At 62.4% G+C, this 17,409-nt stretch carries 20 protein-coding genes; 6 read left to right on the top strand and 14 right to left on the bottom strand.

Features of this window, described 5'->3' with window-relative positions:
* Positions 1-172 precede the first annotated feature (172 nt).
* The gene (locus NKL06_RS02910) at positions 173-856 is read left to right on the top strand and encodes an outer membrane protein (RefSeq protein ID WP_023672895.1); all 684 of its coding nucleotides are present in this window, start codon (positions 173-175) and stop codon (positions 854-856) included.
* A 34-nt stretch (positions 857-890) separates the two neighbouring features.
* On the top strand, positions 891-2,522 hold the full coding sequence (locus tag NKL06_RS02905) for a tetratricopeptide repeat-containing sulfotransferase family protein (RefSeq protein WP_023694400.1): 1,632 nt from the start codon (positions 891-893) through the stop codon (positions 2,520-2,522).
* 47 nt (positions 2,523-2,569) lie between these two features.
* Here the strand turns inward: NKL06_RS02905 and NKL06_RS02900 are convergent, their stop codons facing one another.
* The 3 genes from NKL06_RS02900 to NKL06_RS02890 form a co-directional block, all read right to left on the bottom strand.
* Positions 2,570-2,866 (bottom strand): addiction module antidote protein, encoded by a 297-nt coding sequence (locus tag NKL06_RS02900; protein ID WP_023672893.1) that lies wholly within the window; start codon positions 2,864-2,866, stop codon positions 2,570-2,572.
* Between the two features lie 5 nt (positions 2,867-2,871).
* Positions 2,872-3,162 (bottom strand): type II toxin-antitoxin system RelE/ParE family toxin, encoded by a 291-nt coding sequence (locus tag NKL06_RS02895; protein ID WP_502881986.1) that lies wholly within the window; start codon positions 3,160-3,162, stop codon positions 2,872-2,874.
* A 69-nt stretch (positions 3,163-3,231) separates the two neighbouring features.
* Positions 3,232-4,290: a D-TA family PLP-dependent enzyme gene (locus NKL06_RS02890; RefSeq protein ID WP_023694399.1), complete on the bottom strand. Its 1,059-nt coding sequence runs from the start codon at positions 4,288-4,290 to the stop codon at positions 3,232-3,234.
* Between the two features lie 150 nt (positions 4,291-4,440).
* Between NKL06_RS02890 and NKL06_RS02885 the strand changes: the two genes are divergently transcribed.
* Complete coding sequence (locus NKL06_RS02885; protein ID WP_023694398.1) at positions 4,441-5,127, top strand: D-lyxose/D-mannose family sugar isomerase; 687 nt, start codon at positions 4,441-4,443, stop codon at positions 5,125-5,127.
* 8 nt (positions 5,128-5,135) lie between these two features.
* On the opposite strand, the gene NKL06_RS02880 is transcribed toward NKL06_RS02885, so the two are convergent.
* From NKL06_RS02880 to NKL06_RS02850, 7 genes are read right to left on the bottom strand one after another with little or no spacing between them, the layout of a single operon-like run.
* Positions 5,136-5,489, bottom strand: coding sequence for a hypothetical protein (locus NKL06_RS02880; protein ID WP_023694397.1), 354 nt, complete (start codon positions 5,487-5,489; stop codon positions 5,136-5,138).
* 13 nt (positions 5,490-5,502) lie between these two features.
* Positions 5,503-6,369: an RDD family protein gene (locus tag NKL06_RS02875; RefSeq protein ID WP_023694396.1), complete on the bottom strand. Its 867-nt coding sequence runs from the start codon at positions 6,367-6,369 to the stop codon at positions 5,503-5,505.
* Complete coding sequence (locus tag NKL06_RS02870) at positions 6,356-7,375, bottom strand: stage II sporulation protein M (protein ID WP_023694395.1); 1,020 nt, start codon at positions 7,373-7,375, stop codon at positions 6,356-6,358. The genes NKL06_RS02875 and NKL06_RS02870 overlap by 14 nt, the downstream gene beginning before the upstream one ends.
* A complete protein-coding gene (locus tag NKL06_RS02865) occupies positions 7,372-8,682 on the bottom strand; it encodes a DUF58 domain-containing protein (RefSeq protein WP_023694394.1) in 1,311 nt (436 codons plus the stop codon). Before NKL06_RS02865 ends, NKL06_RS02870 begins: the two co-directional genes overlap by 4 nt.
* Positions 8,679-9,635, bottom strand: a complete 957-nt coding sequence (locus NKL06_RS02860) for an AAA family ATPase (RefSeq protein WP_023694393.1) — start codon at positions 9,633-9,635, stop codon at positions 8,679-8,681. Before NKL06_RS02860 ends, NKL06_RS02865 begins: the two co-directional genes overlap by 4 nt.
* Entirely contained in the window at positions 9,622-10,827 is a 1,206-nt protein-coding gene (locus tag NKL06_RS02855) for a hypothetical protein (RefSeq protein WP_023694392.1), read from the bottom strand. Before NKL06_RS02855 ends, NKL06_RS02860 begins: the two co-directional genes overlap by 14 nt.
* Entirely contained in the window at positions 10,824-11,456 is a 633-nt protein-coding gene (locus NKL06_RS02850; protein WP_023750470.1) for a DUF4129 domain-containing protein, read from the bottom strand. Before NKL06_RS02850 ends, NKL06_RS02855 begins: the two co-directional genes overlap by 4 nt.
* A 144-nt stretch (positions 11,457-11,600) precedes the next feature.
* Here NKL06_RS02850 and NKL06_RS02845 point away from each other — a divergent pair, with 144 nt between their 5' ends.
* The 3 genes from NKL06_RS02845 (at position 11,601) to NKL06_RS02835 (ending at position 13,404) form a co-directional block, all read left to right on the top strand.
* Positions 11,601-12,458: a hypothetical protein gene (locus tag NKL06_RS02845; protein ID WP_023694390.1), complete on the top strand. Its 858-nt coding sequence runs from the start codon at positions 11,601-11,603 to the stop codon at positions 12,456-12,458.
* A 77-nt stretch (positions 12,459-12,535) separates the two neighbouring features.
* Positions 12,536-12,889: a hypothetical protein gene (locus NKL06_RS02840; RefSeq protein WP_023694389.1), complete on the top strand. Its 354-nt coding sequence runs from the start codon at positions 12,536-12,538 to the stop codon at positions 12,887-12,889.
* Between the two features lie 14 nt (positions 12,890-12,903).
* Positions 12,904-13,404 (top strand): hypothetical protein, encoded by a 501-nt coding sequence (locus tag NKL06_RS02835; protein WP_245267182.1) that lies wholly within the window; start codon positions 12,904-12,906, stop codon positions 13,402-13,404.
* On the opposite strand, the gene NKL06_RS02830 is transcribed toward NKL06_RS02835, so the two are convergent.
* The 4 genes from NKL06_RS02830 to NKL06_RS02815 form a co-directional block, all read right to left on the bottom strand.
* Positions 13,401-13,793 carry a tetratricopeptide repeat protein gene (locus NKL06_RS02830; RefSeq protein WP_023694387.1) on the bottom strand — a complete coding sequence of 131 codons (393 nt, stop codon included), beginning with the start codon at positions 13,791-13,793 and terminating at the stop codon, positions 13,401-13,403. The two genes, NKL06_RS02835 and NKL06_RS02830, sit on opposite strands and share 4 nt — an antisense overlap.
* A 66-nt stretch (positions 13,794-13,859) precedes the next feature.
* A complete protein-coding gene (locus NKL06_RS02825) occupies positions 13,860-14,264 on the bottom strand; it encodes a hypothetical protein (protein WP_023694386.1) in 405 nt (134 codons plus the stop codon).
* Positions 14,265-14,437: 173 nt separating this feature from the next.
* Entirely contained in the window at positions 14,438-16,078 is a 1,641-nt protein-coding gene (locus NKL06_RS02820; protein WP_023694385.1) for an ABC transporter substrate-binding protein, read from the bottom strand.
* A gap of 270 nt (positions 16,079-16,348) precedes the next feature.
* Positions 16,349-17,407, bottom strand: a complete 1,059-nt coding sequence (locus NKL06_RS02815; RefSeq protein ID WP_023694384.1) for an alpha/beta hydrolase — start codon at positions 17,405-17,407, stop codon at positions 16,349-16,351.
* Positions 17,408-17,409 lie beyond the last annotated feature (2 nt).

The raw sequence follows: 17,409 nt of genomic DNA, 5'->3' as shown, positions 1-17,409 counted from the left end.
CGCCTGCCGCCAGAAACATTAGCATGTGCTGCTATGTTGCGGTGCGGCAACAAGAATTCTCAAAAGATCGTTCCCGACCTCGCTTTGCTCCTTGATCTCGTTTGCGTTCTTGACAGCTCGGCCGCCAAGCAAGAGTGATATTAGTCACTAGTTGTTGCGAGGGGATTCGACGATGAAACTGTGCCTTCTGGCTGGCGTTTCGACATTTGCATTGGCGCTTGGCTGGAGTTCGGCCTACGCCGCAGACGCGCTTGTCGACGTGCCGAGGGCGGAGGATCTCTGGTACGTCACGCTCTTCGGCGGCGCCAGCTTTGCCAACAATGTGAAGACGGACTACGATAGTGGTCGGTATTCGGTGGATCTTGACAGTGGGTTCGTGATCGGCGGCGCTGTCGGTCGGCGGATCAACGACACGTTCCGCGTGGAAGGCGAACTGTCCTACGCGCGCTACAAGGCAAGCGAGTACAGCTTCAGCTTCCCTCCTGCCGACCAAGGTTCCGGCCCAGCTTCCGGCAATCTGTCGGCCACCTATCTTCTCGCCAACGTCTGGGCCGATGTTGCGCATTTTGGTGATGCCAAACTCTATGTCGGCGGCGGTCTCGGCGCGGCCTATGTTACCGCCGATACTCACTTTGATGGCCACGCCTATGGATACGGGCCTGGCGGCTGGGGTTTCGCCGGCCAGGTGGGCGCCGGTGTTACCTACGCGGTAACGCAGAATGTCGACCTCGATTTCGGTTACCGCTTTAAGGCCGTGACAAGCGTGGATCTAGACGACAATGATGGCGGCGGCACATACGAGAACGCCAAATTGTACTCCCACAATCTCCAGCTTGGCGTTACCCTGAAGTTCTGATTGGTTCGTCGCGGCCGCGACCGGGATTTGACGGATGCCGCTCTTGCCACGCCGGCCGCCCCTGGGCCTGCCGGCAATGATCTCAGCCTCGCTGCCGACCGCCGGTGAGCCGGCGGAAAAGACATTGCAGCGCGGCATCGACCTGCAACGGCGCAAGCGTTTTCGCGAGGCCGAGTTTTGCTACCAGACGGTGCTTCGCACGCAGCCCAAAAATGCCATGGCGCTGAACCTGATGGGCACGCTGGCCATCGAGGCCGAGCATCATGACGCCGCCATTGCCTATATGGAAAGGGCGGTCAAGCTCGAACCGGACAACTCCATCTTCCGCAACAATCTCGGCAACGCCTACAATGTCACCGGCAACGTCGACAAGGCGCGCAGACATCTGAGAAAGGCGATCGAGCTTGATGGCGGGCTCATCGAAGCGCTGTGCAATCTCGGCCGCTCCTACCGCAGCCAGCTCAAGGGCGACATTGCCGAAGGGTTCTATCGCCGGGCGCTGGCTATCGATGGCCAGTCGGTGATGGCACTTGCCGGAATGGGTGATTTGCTCACCGACATTGGACGGCCGGCCGAGGCGGTCGAATGCTTCAGCAAGGCCCTTGTCATCGACCCGGGCCATGTCGAAGCGCTGGCCGGAATGGCGCTGGCGCGTCGGGCGGTCAAGGATGATCCGACGCTGCCTCTAATACGGGCTCGTCTGGAATTGCCGACGACCACCGATCGCGAGCGGGTGGTGCTGCACCATGCCTTCGGCAAGATGCTCAACGATCAGCGCGAGTATGGCCCGGCCATCCTCCATTTCGCGAGGGCCAAGGCGATTTCCGGCAATGATTTCGACATTGACCGGCACACCCAGCTTTACGACAGCTTCATCGACACCTTCGACGCCGGCTTCTTCGAGGCGCGAGCCAGTTTGGGAAATCCATCCAGGCGCCCGGTCTTCATCGTCGGCATGCCCCGGTCGGGAACGACGCTGACCGAGCAGATATGCGCCAGCCATCGCGATATCCATGGCGCCGGCGAGTTGTCGACCATTCGTTCACTTGCCGGCGAACTTGGGTTCGACAAGCTCGACCCAGCCATTTTCACCAAGGCCATGGCGGCGCTCACTGCAGCCAAGGCCAAGGAGCTTGGATCGAAATATCTCGACGATCTCAAAAAGCGCAACAACACGGTGCGGCTTGTCGTCGACAAGATGCCGCACAATTTCGAGCTGCTGGCCTTCATCAGCCTGATCTTGCCGAATGCCCGCATCATCCATTGCCGGCGTGACCCGATGGACAATTGCGCGTCCTGTTTCATGCATAATTTTTCCGAGGCGCACGGCTATAATGCCGATCTGACCAAGCTTGGGCAGTATTACCGGCAGTATGACCGCCTGATGCGCCATTGGGCCAAGGTCATCCCGCTGGATATCCACGACATGCCCTATGAAGAAACGGTCGCCGATTTCGAAAATCGCGCCCGCGGATTGATCGGATTCCTCGGCATCGAGTGGGACGATGCCTGCTTGCGTTTCAACGAAACCGAGCGCACGGTGCGGACGCCGAGCCGCTGGCAGGTGCGCCAGCCGATCTATTCATCCTCGGTCGAGCGCTGGAAGCTGTATGGCGACGCGCTGGATCCGCTGAAGGCGGCGCTGGGTCCGGTTTATCAGTCCTGATTTCAGTTGGCCCGAACAACCTCGCGCTCGACGCGCGCTGGCGTAGATTAGACCTGAGTTGCATCGTGCTTTGGGGCCAAATGAAAGCCGAATGCTTTCATGACCGCCAGTGTGGTTTCCAGCGTAGGATTACCGTTTTCGCTGAGCGAGGTATAAAGATGCTCGCGAGCCAAGCCGGTCTTTCTGGCAATGTTGCTCATCCCCTTGGCGCGGGCAACGACACCGAGGGCGGACGCGACGAATTTGGCGTCTCCGGTTTCCATTGCCTCTGCCAGAAACGCCTCGATTGCCGTATCGGAATCGAGCATTTCGGCGGGATCGAAATCATAGATTTTTTCAACCATTGTCGTCACTCCATTCTACGGCCAGGCGCTTGCTGTCCGTATGTCGGTTTCTTGTGAACTTTTATCCCCGCCGCACAGGAGCAGGATGACCGTTTCACCGCGCTTGTGAAATAAACGCGATAGCCGGGCCCACAGTGAATGCGCAATTCACTGATGCCTTCACCCACTGGGGCCACGTCGCCGGGATTTCCTACAATCAAACGTTGCAGCCGAACGGCAATTGCCGCCTTGGCTCTTCCGTCTTTCAGCTTTTGGTGCCACCTCCGAAAGGTGGCTGTCTGCTTCAGGATTGCCATGGTGGCTAGTAAGTTATAAATTACAATTCGTCAATGTCGAAATAGGGCGAGCCTCCAAAACGAAAAGCCTCACCCCATCCGCCCACGCGCTTCCACCTTCAGCGTTTCCAGCACCTTGTCACCGTCGATCAGATGCACCTGGTCGAACAGGTTGGTCACGACGCAGCAATGATCAGGCACCACGCGCACGCGCTCGCCAATGCGAAGCTTCGCACCATTTCCAAGCGTGACCGTGCCATGTTCCTCGCTCAAGCTGGTGACGCGGGCGCCGGGCATGCCGAGCAGCTCGCCAAAATCGGCGAGCCCCAGCGTGTCGCTGGACAGCGCCTTGCTGCCGCTGTCCAGGATGGCGCGGGCCGGCGTCGGATGGCTGACCACGGTGGCGAGCACCGTCAGCGCACAATCGTCGAGCGTGCCGACGCCTTTGGCGACCTGGTAGCGGTCGAGGTAGATGTAGGTGCCGGGGCGGTATTCGGTAACGACGCTGTCCTCGCCGGAGCGCCACATATCAGGCGTGCCGCCGCTTGAAATGCGATCACAGGCGAGACCCGAGGCCGCGAGCGTTTGTTTGGCGCCGGCCAGCCAGGATTCAGCCTCGGCGGCGCGGCCGGCCGCGGGGTAGGTCATCAGCCCGCCGAAGGTGAGCCCCTTGGCTTGGTCGATCAACTTCGCCAGTGCCAGCGCCTCGGCGGCGCTCTGCACGCCGCAACGGCCCATGCCGGTGTCGCATTCGACCAGGACGGGCAGGGGGTGCCAGGTATCGGTGAAGGTGGCGGCGAGCCCATCCAGCGTTTCGAGGCTGTCCACCGTCACTGACAGTGTCACACGGCCATGCAGCGCCTTGAGGCGCTCCAGCTTGGCGCGGCCAAGGATGTTGTAGGGCAGAAAAATATCGGTCAGCCCGGCATCGGCCATCACCTCGGCTTCGCCGATCTTCTGGCAGGTGATGCCGACCGCGCCGGCCGCCACCTGCTTCTTCGCCCAATAAGGCAGCTTGTGCGTCTTGATGTGCGGCCTGAGTTTCAGCCCGTGGCGGTCGGCATGCGCCTGCGCTCGTGTGATGTTGGCTTCGGCGCGGGCTGCGTCGATGAGGATCGCCGGCGTGTCGAGGTCGTCTATGCCTTGCATGAAATATCACCCTGGGAAATCTGGCTGACTTATGGCCCCGATCCGCACGGATGTCATGGGGCCAGCACGCAGTTTGCGTCGACACCGCAGCGCTGTTCGGCTATGCGCTTCAGATAACTCCAGGGAACGCGACGCGAAGGGATCACGATCATGAAACGCTCCACCGTCAACGACATCATCCGCGATGCAGACGCCTTCATCCGCTCGTTCGGCTACATCATGCCGCCCTTCGCCTACTGGAGCCCGGAAGAGATGAAGGCGCGCAAGGCCGACTCCGCCGCCATTTTCACCTCGCGGCTCGGTTGGGACATCACCGATTACGGCCAGGAAAAATTCGACGAACTCGGCCTGTTCCTGTTCACCGTTCGCAACGGCGTCTATGCCGACATGAAGAAGGGCATGGGCATGCTTTATGCCGAGAAGATCATGATCTCGCGCAAGGATCAGCTGTCGCCGATGCACCGCCACAACATCAAGGCCGAGGACATCATCAACCGCGGCGGCGGTAAGCTCGTGCTGGAACTGTTCATGCACGATCGCGACGGCGGCATCGATCCGAAGGCCGAAGTGACGGTGCCGGTCGACGGCACCATCCACAGGCTGCCGGCAGGCGGGCTCCTGAAGCTCGACCCGGGCCAGAGCGTGACGCTGCTGCCCGGCGTCTGGCACGCCTTCTGGGCCGAGGGCAAGGATGTGCTGATCGGCGAGGTCTCGACCGTCAATGACGATCTCACCGACAACGTCTTCCGCGAGCCGATCGGCCGCTTTTCCAACATCGACGAGGATGTCGCGCCGGTGCACCTGCTGGTGTCCGACTATGAGAAGTGGGTGGGGTAGGCGAGGGCCTAATCGCCCCAATTCAGCTGCTGAAAGAACGTCCAGATGCTGATCGTGCTGTCATCCCGATCGCTCGTGCTGTGCAGCGTCAGGACAATATCCACCGTGGGCGGCGCCTTGCTCAAGACTGTGATCAGGCGCGCGCTGCCGTCAGGCACGATACCTATGCCTGACGTCATTTCCCAATTTCCGTCGGCTTGCTGAAGTCGGGAAGAAGTATCTCCGAATTGCTCCCTCATCGATGCATCGTTTAGAAACGGTTCGTCGGTGAGTTCTGCAAATTCCTTCCAGGATCCGGAGACTGCCGCCTGAATGGCGCGTTCTATTCTGGCTTTTTCCGCTTCGCTAACTTGAGCCGGCATCCCGAACTCCGATCTACAGCTGATACTTATCTGCCTTGCGGGTGCCGAGCAAAAGCTTCCGCTCAAGCTGTGCCCGCAGCTCGCCATAATAGGCGGTGAGGAAGGCCCTGGAATCGACCGGCTCGATCGTCATGCCGATCTTGCGTCCGATCGTTTCGGCCACGGCTTTCAGCGCGAAATAGTCGTCGCGGCGCAGCACTTCCTCCAGCTTGTGCAGTTCGGCGATGCCATAGGCATCGAGCTGCGCCTGGGTGAAGCGGAATGCGCGGGTGGTGGTGTCTTGGCGTTGCGACAGGTCTTCGACCAGCGCCAGTTTCGGCGCCTCGACAACCCACGTTCCGGCCAAAAGGTCGCCGATGCGCATGCGGTCGCGGTTGAACAGCGGGAAGAGCGCAAACAGCAGCGTCCAGACCAGCCCGAAGATCGTCGTCAGCGTGTCGGCGAGCCCCATCTCGCTGCGGCCGAGGATGATCGACAGCGGCAGGAAGATCTCGATCTCGCGCATCAGGTTGCGGGCAATGACCTGATCGACTGACAGGCCGGCGCCGCTGCGCGACGCCACCCGGATGCCGAGCATCCGTTTGCCGGGCGTGGCGGCGCGGCGGCCGGCTTCGAAGACGATGAAATAGGCGTTGCGCAGGAAGAAGATCAGGATGATCCAGACGATGAACAGCGGCTGCGCGCCTTCGCCTTTGAGGCCGGCCAGCCCGAACAGTGCAACGATCGAGATCACGATCGCCGTGACGATGATGATGACAAAGTCGAGCAGGAAGGCGGCGGCGCGGGTGCCGGCATCGGCGAGCTTGATCCGGAGATCGACCCCTTCCGGCGTGATCAGCGGCCGTATCGTCGAGACGGCAGCGCGCCTAGCGGTCGCCATGCCGCACCACCCTGAACACATAGAAATAGCAAAGCCACAGCGTCAGCATGACGCCGCCAATGGCATAGCGTGTCACGTCGCTGGTGATCACCTGCCTGCCGATGCCTTCGAGCAGGCCGGCAAACAAAAGCATGATCGTCACCCCGACCATGGTGGTGGCGGCCACGCGCCCGGCATCGGCAGCAGCCGTCATCCGCGTCAGTTCGCCGGGGAAGGCGATGCGCGTGCCGATGCGCATGCCGGCGGCGCCCGCCAAGGCGATCGCGAACATCTCGGTGGTGCCATGGATGGACAGCCATCCGCCCAGCTCCAGCCCAAGCCCCTTGGCGACGTAGATCTGGAACATCGCGCCAAGCAGGCAGCCATTCATCAGGATCAAGAGCACGCTCGGCACCGCGAAGGCAAAGCCCAGCGCGAAGGCCAGGATCGCCACCTGGACATTGTGCGTGAACAGATAGGCGGCGAAGCCCGACAGGAAATTGCTGTCGGCGCCGTCATAAAGCACCTGTCGCAGGACTTCCACTGAGGCATCCGGGTTGCGCCCGCCGGCCAGGCTCGGCGGAATGATGGCGTCGAACCAGCCCTTGTCTTTGGCCACCAGCCAGTAGCCGGCGCCGGCGCCGACAAAGGTCAGGACGACCGACAGCAAGGTCTCGCGCCACAAATCGCGAATGGCATGCGGCCAGTCATGCAGAAAGAAATCGCCGATGCGCTGCCGCAAGCCGCGACGCGCGCCATAGAGGTAGAAGTAGCCGCGCAGGCACAGCGCTTCGAGATAGCTGACCAGCGCATTGTCGAGCGACGTCGCCCGCGCCACCGAAAGCGAGGACAGCGCCGAGCGGTAGAGCAGCGGCAGCGACAAAAGCTCGTCTTCCGACAGCGTGCGCGGCGCACGTTTCTCGACCCGGGCAAGCAGCGCCTCGAACGCCTTCCAGTCGGCCTCGCGCTCCGAACGGAAGCTCGCCAGCGACTGGCGCACCGCATCCTTGCCGACCAGCGCGTTCACAACAGATCCTCTCGCTTGAGTTCGAGATAGCGCTCGACCAGTGCCGGCCCGAGCCTCTGATGGTCGGCTTCGATGACATGCGCGCCGAGCAGCCTGAGCCTGCCGATGACGACCTGCCTTTCGCGCAGCAGCCCGCCGGCGACAACCGAGCGCGCCACATCCTCCGGTGCGTCCGGCGGCATGTCGGCCAGTGTCTCCAATTCGACATCCTTCATCATCATGAACAGCACCAGATGGCGTTCGGTGAGCCGGCCTACTGTGCGCAGCATCAGTTCGGCGCTGATCGGATCGACGAAGTCGGTGAAGATGATCACCAGCGAGCGTCGGTCGAGCTTTGCTGCAAGGGTCGTCAGGGCAAGGGTGAAATTGGTCTCTTCGGTGGAATAGTCGATTTCCGCCGCCCGCTTTTGGATCATGGCGAAGCTGGCGGAGCCGCGCACGGCGCCGCTGGAAACGCGCGGCCGCGCGTCGAAGCCGAACAGGGAGACCATGTCGCCGCCCTTCAGCGCAATGAACGCCGACAGCAAGGCTGCGGTGACGGCGCGGTCGACCTTCGGCACGCCGTCGACGGGCTCGCACATCAGCCGGCCGCTATCGATGGCCAGGACGATGTTGTTGTTCTCCTCGATGCGGAATTCGCGCGCCAGAAGCCTGCCGTGGCGGGCGCTGCGCTTCCAGTCGATCATGCGCCGGCCCATGCCGGGCTGGTAGTCCTTGAGCGCCTCGAATTCGCGGCCCTGGCCGGCGCGGCGCTGCGCATGGCCGTCGGGCAGCGCCTGGCGCTGCAGAAGGGTGATCGCCTCGTCGCGGGCGCTGCTGACATCGGGCAGCACCGCCACTTGGCTCGCCATCGGCAGTACGACCTGGTTCCAGACCAAGGCGAACGGCCCGGGCCAGCGCACCCACAAGCGGTCGAACCTGGCAATGCCGCGCCGCAGCGCCTGAAATTTGAGATCGAGCGATGCGCTGCCGGCCTCAGCGGTCAATGCGCCGCCGGTGCCGCCCAGCGGTTCCAGCCGCTCATCATGGCCGAGACGCGCCTGCACGGCGCGCGGCCGTCCGCTGAGCCCGGCGGTGACATGGACGGTGAACTGGCCGCCGACGCTGACCTGCGGCGGGGCATGGATGCTGGCATCCAGCGAAGCCCGTCCGCGTCCGGCGGCGGCGTCCACGGCCAGGAAAGCAAGCAGCACGCAGATCCACAACAGGCCGAGATACCACAGCGACGGCAGCGCGAGCGCGATCAGGAAGGCCGGTATTGCACCTGCCGCACCTGCCCAGACTGCCCGGCCGCTCGGATAGATCAACGCGGCGCTTCCGTCTGGTCTACAAGGTCGGTCACGATCTGTTCGACCAGGCGGCCGTCGATCTGCGCCGCCGGCGACAGGATAACGCGATGGCGTAGCGCCGGCACGGCAAGCGCCTTGACGTCGTCGGGGATGACATACGCACGCCCGTCGAGCGCTGCCCGGGCCCGTGCCGCCCTGGCCAGCATGGCGCCCGCACGCGGGCTGGCGCCAACCTCCAGATCGGGACTTTCGCGCGTGGCCCGCACCAGCCTGGCGATATAGTCGACGACATCGTCGACAAGGGTTACCTCGCCGACGGTCGCCAACGCCTTTTCCAGCGTCTTGCGGTCGGCCTGGGCGGTGATGCCGTACTGCTTGATGTCATGCGAGGCGGTGCCGCCGCCGTGATGGATGATGATCGCCTTCTCTTCTTCGGGGCCGGGGTAGCTCACCCGGTGCTTGAACAGGAAACGGTCGAGCTGGGCTTCGGGCAGGGGATAGACGCCCTGATGTTCGATCGGGTTCTGCGTCGCCACCACCATGAAGTTCGGGCCGAGCGCATGGGTGGTGCCGTCGAAGGTGACGGCATGCTCCTGCATCGCCTCCAAAAGGGCGGCCTGGGTCTTGGGCGGCGTGCGATTGATTTCGTCGGCGAGCAAAAGGTCGCAGAAGATCGGGCCGCGCGTCAGCGTGAATTGCCCGGTCTGGAAATTGTAGATGTTGGAACCGACGATATCGCCGGGCATCAGGTCGGGCGTGAACTGGATGCGGCCATAGGCGACGCCCAGCGCCTGGGCAAAGCAGCGCGCCGTCATCGTCTTGGCCGTGCCCGGCGGTCCCTCGAGCAATATATGCCCGCCGGCGAACAATGCCGTGAGCATCAGATCGACCGTATCGTGTTGCCCGGTGATGGCCTTGGCCACCTCTTCCCTGATCTGTGTCGCCAGGGCCTTCACATCATCGACGTTCACCGAGCCTCCTTGCCGTCCAGTCGTGCAGCTTTTCGGCTGCATCATGCATTTGTGTCAGGGTCTTTGCCGCGTTCGCAGCTTGCAGGCGGGTCGTGAAACCGCCGGCTTCGTCCTTGTCGCGGGAATCGAGCCAGCGGTCGAGCGCTTCGCCCTGCAAACCGTGCGGCGCGCCGAGCAGCGCGCCGGCGCGTACGCGTGCCAGTGCTCCATAGCGGTCGCCTAGTTCTTCCAGCCGGCCGGCGCGGCGCAACAGCATCGCCGTGGTGTCGACCAGCGCGCGTTTGCCGAAGGCGATGGCGCGCTGATTGGCCCGTGGCGGCCCGAACCGGCCAAGGCCATGCAGGAAGGCAAGTGCCGCCGCCGCCAGGATGGTCAGCGTCAGCGCCAGGAAAGGCGGTTCGACCAGAAGCTTGGCGAGATCGTATTTTCGCCCGACGCCATGCAGCGTCAGGTCGAACATGACGGCACCCTCTTCGGGCTGGAGGAACTCGATCAGCTTGAGCGCCGCCGCCGCCTTGTCGGGATCTTTCAAGCCAGCGTTGTTGATGAGATCGGGGTCCGTCAGAATGTAGAACCGCTCGTCTTCGACCTCGGTCAGCACGGCCTTGCCGTTGCCGGCGGCAATCAGCGGGTGTTCGTCGGCCACCCATTGCAACTGGTCGGGAACGCTGACCATTTGCCCTGAGACGTCGAGTTGCTTGGCCGTGCTTTCGCCTTCGCCGAGCTTGGCCTTGGCGATGCGGCCGAGCCAGTCGTTGACCACCACATCCGGCAGTCGCTGGATCTTCATCTCCCAGCCTTCGTGCAAGGCCAGCGGCAAGGTCGCCCATTTGGGCAGAACGAACAGCGTATCCAGGCCCTTGCGAAGCTTGATGATGTTGGCGAGCGCATCTGGGTCGCTGTCGGGCGAAATGGTGACGATCAGCAGCATCTCGGTCTCGAGATCGCTGTCGGACCGCGCCATATCGGGCGCCTTGCCGGTCAGCTTCAGCCATTGCGCCAGGCCGGCATAGCCGATGCCGCTCTTCGACAGCGGCGTTGCGCCACCGGCGCTCGGCTGGCGAAAGTCGGGCGCATAGGTGGACAACAGGAAGAAGCCCGCGGCCGCGAGCAGGCTGGCGAAAATGCCCCAGAACAGCGTCCTGCGGCTGAACGGTTCCTGCTGGGCGATGTCGGCTGTCGCGTCACTCACGTCCAGGCATCCCTGAAGACGAATCGCTCATAGGCGCTGCGCGCCTCCTGCCAGCCTTCCGGCCCGACCGGCCGGCGCGCGAACAACGCTGCCTCGACGATGCGCGCGATCTGGGTAAAGGCGCTGCGCGCCCGCGTTGGCAGCGACGCCGCTCCCGCGATATCGCGCGCGGTCAGCGACGGGCGCAGGAAGTCGGGCAGGCGGCCGGCAATGTCGGCAACGCTGCGGCGAAGCAGGAGATGCACCGCCTCGTCATACTCGCCGCGGGCGGCCAGGGCATCGGCTTCCGACAGCAGGATCTGTGCCGCGCCAACGTCGGGGTGCCATGTCGCTTCCGCCTCGGTCACGCTCTTTTTGCGCCACCAGGGCAGGCGCCAGGCGACGCCTTTCACCTCAAGCAAAATCAGCAGCAGAATGATCGCGGCACCTGTGATCACCGCGCCCCAGAACAGGTAGATCATGTACGGGCCGAGCGATTTCAGGAACTCGCCCAGCGGTCTCAGCCACTCGGGTGTCTCGGGTGGTCTGTAGGCCGGCAGGTCGAACTGGATCGAATCGTCTGACAGCAACTGCTTGTGCAGTTTGGCCAGCCATTCGGCTTGCGCAGCGTCCGGCTGTGCAGCAGTCACCTTTTCGCCCCCATGCAACCTGCGGTTCGCGGGCCGACACTGGCAATACGCCAAGGCAATTGCAAGCGGCGGCAACCGCAAGTATCAATATCGGTGATTTATACTTTCTGATTTCGGGTATCCATTAGTCGGGGGGAATGTAACATGACGTCAATCGCGAGCGAGCGGCCGGAACGGTTCAGCGTCGGCAGGGCTTTCAGCAATACGTTTTCGGTAATCGGACGCAGCTTCGTCCCACTTGCCGCCATCGTCGGCCTTTTTTCGACGCTGCCTGCGCTGCTGTACAACATCTGGAGCTTTAGTCAGATTGCAAAGATAGCAGTACCTGGGGCGAGCTTCGAGCAATCGGCGATGGCGGGCTATGGTGCCGTTTCGATGATTGCCGGCCTGGTGCTCCTGATCTTGGCCTTTCTGGCGCAGGCGGCGCTGGTACGAGCGACAATCGAAGATTTGAACGGCAAGCGCCCGTCGATTGGCGATTGCATTCAGATAGCCCTGCGCAGCTTCCTCCCCACGCTCGGAATTGGTCTTGTGATCATCGTGGCAATGTTTCTGGTGGCGATGATATTAACGGTCATCACCATGGCCATCCCCATCGTCGGCGGTGTGATTGCACTTCTGTCGCTCATCCCCATAGCCATGTGGCTGATCAGCATATCGGTGGCTGTGCCCGTCGCAGTTCAGGAAAGGCCTGGCGTCTTCGCCTCGATTTCGCGAAGCAGGGCGCTGACGAAGGGAAGCCGCTGGCGGATATTCGCGCTGTTTCTGGTCCTCGGCATTGTTGCGATAGGGCTACAAGTGGTTTTCACCTTGCTGTTTCAGGCTGCTATTGCGAGCGGCGGGATCAGCACGACCGGACTCATTGCCGCCGCCATCGGAAGCAGCCTGCTGTCGACAATCGTTTCGGCGGTGATTTCGGTGGCGATTGCCGTCACCTATGTCGAGCTGCGCCAGGTCAAGGAAGGCACCAGCGTCGACGAACTGGCGCAGATATTCTCGTAACGAAGGTTTTGGCCCGAGAACAGCCAGTCATGTTGGCGCGATTGGCCGGGATCTAGCTCGGGCCGGAAGGGGTAATCGTGGCATCGACGGCGGCGGCGCGGCTTGAGAAGTTCCAGATCGGCAGGGTTTTCAACAACACCTTCGCCGTGATCGACCGCAATCCCGGTCTGATGATTGCTTTGGCGGCGCTTTTCCTGGTCCTCCCAGCAGTTGCGCTCAATCTGTCGAACCACTGGAATGGCGGCCCCAACGGCTACATCGCCACACCTCCACTCGGCGCGAAGTGGGTCATTATGAGCAGCTCGTTCTTATCGCTCGTTTTAAGCCTGATCTATTTCGTTTGCGCGCTGTTGTTCCAGTCCTCGCTGGTGCAAGCGACGATAGAGGACCTGAACGGCAAGCGCCCGGTGATCGCTACTGCATCCAGATAGCCTTGCGCAGCATATTGCCGACGCTGGGGGTGGGGCTGATTGTCTTTTTGGCCATGATCCTTGGCCTCATCGTGATGGGCATCGCCGGAATGTTGGTGCCGATCTTCGGAGCGATCATTGCCTTCGTGGTGTTGCTCGTTGCCGGCGTCAGGTGGCTGCTCGGCATATCGGTTTCTGTGCCGGTGCTGATGCAGGAGCGGCTTGGCGTGTTTGGCGCGATGTCGCGCAGCCGTGCTCTGACCAAGGGCAGCCGCTGGCCGATGTTCGGTGTCTTGCTGATCCTGTTTTTGGCGGCGCTTGCCTTCCAGATGATGTTTGCCCTGCTGATCGGCCTGATTTTCGCTTTCTTCAGCGGCCTCTCGACGGTCGCCCTGATTTTCGGCGCTTTCGGAAGCGTCCTTATCGTGACGGTCGTGTCCACGGTGGCATCGGTGGCCATTGCGGTCGCCTATGTTGAACTGCGCCAGGTTAGGGAAGGCACCAGCGTAGACGAACTGGCGGAGATTTTCTCTTAGAAGGCGAAGCCGACTCGGCTGGTCGGGCGGCGGGATTTCAGTGACAACAGCTTGGCCCGCCTCCGCGCTCGTCCGACACAGGCACGACGAGGTGATCGCCACATCGCGCGCGAGCTGGACATGGTCGAAGCAGCGTTTGGCCGCACGGTCTGCTCGTCCTTGCCGTGCTCGTTCCAGGTGAGGTTGTAAAAAGGCCCGGCGGCATAGGCGATGCCCCAATGCACGAAGGCGCAATCAGGATCTGTCGCCAGCGCCTTCTCGAAGCACTTTATGCCTTCCTCATGGTTGAAGCCGTAGCACCAGTTCAGCCCGATATCGAACCAGCGCTGCGTCTCGGCCGAGGCGGTGGAGATTGGACGGCGATAGGTGCCGAGGTCGAAGTGGTCCATGCGTTCTCGTGCAAAATATCGCGGCCAAAGTCTATCAGGCCTTGAACTCAATCTTGGGGTGCTGACCTAGGTAAAGTGCGAAGCAATCTGTTCGACAGGGTCCTTGTCTGGGCGCACCAAAAGCCAGAAGATCAGCCCTGTAGCGCCACCGAGTATCCCTATGAAGGAGCATGCATAGAGAACTCCGCCGATTCCCAATGGAGGACTCCACTTAATGAGGCCGAAGACAAACGCTGGAACAAAAACTGCCAGAAAGCCAACGACGACGTATACCCAAAAAAACTGCCAGCGCCGTCGGGTGAGGACATAGAAGGCCGGAATTCCTACCATCGCCTCCACAACATAGAAAACAAGGGTTACGAAGATGAAGCCCGACAATGGCCCCATCTCAGGGTGGTTCGCATGCCAATTGTAGCCGGGCAGGATCGCCGGAATAATGGGTGCAAGAATGAAAGCCCAACGGGCGCGCATGTGTATTCTCCGGAATGACGCGAGCCCACAGCGGCGCCTCGTCGACACACCAGACCGATCCACGATCGCCGCGTCAAGACAGACACCGTCGTAAATGCTCGGAGTGCGCTGCAGGTATCTACCTGAGCGACATACCGCTCAGGTGCCAGCCGGTATGCGGCGTCCCCGAAGGATCACCCCTCCAGCCACACCTTTTCAAAATGCTGCTCCAGCGACTGGTGCTGTTCGCAGCCTTGCACGCCCTTGCGATAGGTGCGGTAGACCGAGCGCCAGTAGGGCTGGATGATGATGCCGGCATCGCGCAGATTCTGCTCGATCCTGGCCATGATCTCCTTGCGCTGGGCGGCGTCCGGCGTTGCCAGCGCCTTGTCGAGAAGCGTGTCGAATTCCTTGTCGGCATAGGCGCTTTCGTTCCAGGCGGCGCCCGATTTATAGGCCAGCGCCAGCACCTGGACGCCGAGCGGGCGTCCCAGCCATTCGGTGGTGGAGAAGGGGTATTTGCTCCAGTCGTTCCAGAAGGTCGCGGCGGGCAGCACGGTTCGCTTGATCTTCAGGCCGGCCTCGCGCATCTGCGCGGCGATCGCATCGCCGGTGCTCTTTTGCCATTCGACGTCGACCGAGATCAACTCGAATTCGTGGTCCGTCTTGCCGGCCTCGGCGAGCAGTTTCTTCGCCTGATCCATATCTCGCTTGGCCGGACCGATATCGGCAAACTCAGGATGCATCGGACCGACATGGTGGTTGTCGGCGGGCTTGCCGCGACCGCCAAGGCCCAGCGCCAGCACGGCGGAATTGTCGACGGCAAGCTGGGCGGCGCGGCGCACCTTGACGTCGTCATAGGGCGCGTTGCCGACATTGAAGCGGGCAACGATGGTCGAGCCGGTGGCGATCTCGGAATTCAACAAGCCCATCTGCTCGGTCTGCGACACGGCGTCGGACGCGGTTTCGTGGTCCGTGTCGATCTCACCGGATTCGAACGCCGACAGCATGGCGTTGGGGTCGGAGCCGTAATCGACCCATTTGATGCCATCGAGATGGAAGTCGCCCTTCCACCAGGGCTTGTCCTTGCGCTTCACCTCCGCACTGGTCTCGGCATTCCAGCTGACCAGTTCGCAAGGGCCGGTGGTGATTGCGAGCGCCTTCATCGGATCGTCGCCGCCCTCATAGGAGCGGTGCATGATCAGCGCGGGATAGTCGGCCATCCCTGCGATCAGCGAAATGTCGGGTTTCGGCAGATTGAGCTTTACGGTGAAATCGTCGACCTTCTCGATCCCGCCATCGACCGGCTTCTTGGTGTCGGCATTGACCAGCCCGCCCATGCGCGCGGCGACCGAATTGCCGGCGACGGAAGCGTCGCACCAGCGGTTGAGATTGTGGATGACGTCATCGGCGTTGAAGGCGTCGCCATTCGACCAGGCGATGCCCTTGCGCACATGCAGCGTCAGCGTCCTGGCGTCGTCGCTGGTTTCCCAGCTTTCGAGCAGCCACGGCTCGAAGGTGAAGTCGCGGTTCCAGCGCACCAGATATTCGTTGCAGTGGCGCGCCACATTGGACATCTCGACACCGTCGAAGGTGCGCGGATCCTTGAAACCCTTGACGTTCATGGCGACGCGCAAGGTGCCGCCGCGCTTCGGCTCCTCTGCCCGGGCGGGCGACGCGCTGAGGCCGCCCAATGCCAATGCTCCGGCCGCGCTGACGCCGAAGCCGGCCATGATGGCGAGATATTCGCGCCGGTTGACGCCGCCTTTCCTGAAACCATCGGCAACGGGCTTCGCCTGCGGGTGCAAATTGCGGTCGGTCAGCATGAATTTCATCGTCGTTCCCTCTTTTGTTGGGCGCCCCGACGGTCCGCCTCCGCTGGGGGCGGATGCGATCATCGGGCGCCGTTGCCTGAGCAGGTGATGATAAAGCGGGCCGACCCCGGGAAATGTTCGCTTTTCCGCAATTCTTGTGCGCCACTCCGCAGTGGCAGACGGCCAATCTCCCCTCTTGTGGGGGAGATGTCCGGGCAGGACAGAGGGGGGCGCTGTCCCGCCATCCCGTCTGCCGACTGGAGTATCATCGCAGATAATCGTTGCGTTGATTCAGGATACTGAAGGGCCGCGATCCTTCGCGCCCCCCTCTGGCCTGCCGGCCATCTCCCCCACCAGGGGGGAGATCAGCGCTTCGTCGTTCTTGCCGAGCACGGCGACGGCGGCGATGGCTGCAAGCGTGCACACGAACGCCTCGCCGGCGCGCTGAACACTTTTGCGGGCGCGCAGAAAACTGTGCACCAGCCGCGGCTCCTCATACCACCAGGCGCGGCCGCCGGCGGCAACAATGCGGTCGCGATAGGTCTCGCCGTCCGATGACAGCGGATCGCATTGGGCAGTGATGATGACAGTCGGCGGCAGGCCGGAGAAGTCGTTGTCTTTCAGCGGCGAAAAAGTCGGGTCGTCGGGCGACTGTGCCGGGGCGGAGCGAATGGTGCGGTAGAACGCGATGTCGCGCAGCGTCAGCAGCGGTGCGTTGTCATGTTCGACATAGGAACCGGCACTCTCGTCGCCGCCGAGGCCGGGATAGATCAGCACCTGGCCGGCCGCCCGGCGCAGGTGGCGGCGAGACGCGTGTGCGACCGCGGCGGCAAGGTTGCCGCCGGCGCTTTCGCCGACAAGCACGATCGGCAGGTCCGTTGTCACCGCCGCCCATTCGAACACGGTCAGCGCGTCGTCGAAGGCGGCCGGGTGGGGATGTTCCGGCGCCAACCGGTAGTCGGCCGAGACAACGTCGAAACCGGTGCCGGCGCAGATCTCGGCGCAGATGTCGTCATGGCTGTCGAGCCCGCCAAGCACAAAGCCGCCGCCATGATAGTAGACGATGACGGCGCGCACGGGCTTGCCCGCCATCCGATAGTAGCGGATCGGGATGGCGTGCCCTGCATCGGCGGCGATGATGCCGCCGCTGGCCGAAACCCCTTTGGGATAACCCTGATGGAAGGCGCGGCACATCGCATCATAGACCGACCTTTGCTCGGCGATCGGAAGTTCGGCGATTTCTGGCGGGAACCAGTCATTGACCAGGTCGATATACTCCCACAGCGCCGGATCGAGCAGGGTGGCGTATTTCCCCCGCCTGGCGGTCTTGAGCTTGTGGACCGTGCCCATCT

It is taken from the genome of Mesorhizobium sp. C268A (assembly GCF_040324475.1).
In the GTDB taxonomy this organism is placed as follows: domain Bacteria; phylum Pseudomonadota; class Alphaproteobacteria; order Rhizobiales; family Rhizobiaceae; genus Mesorhizobium.
This window is presented reverse-complemented; position numbering and strand designations above follow the sequence as displayed.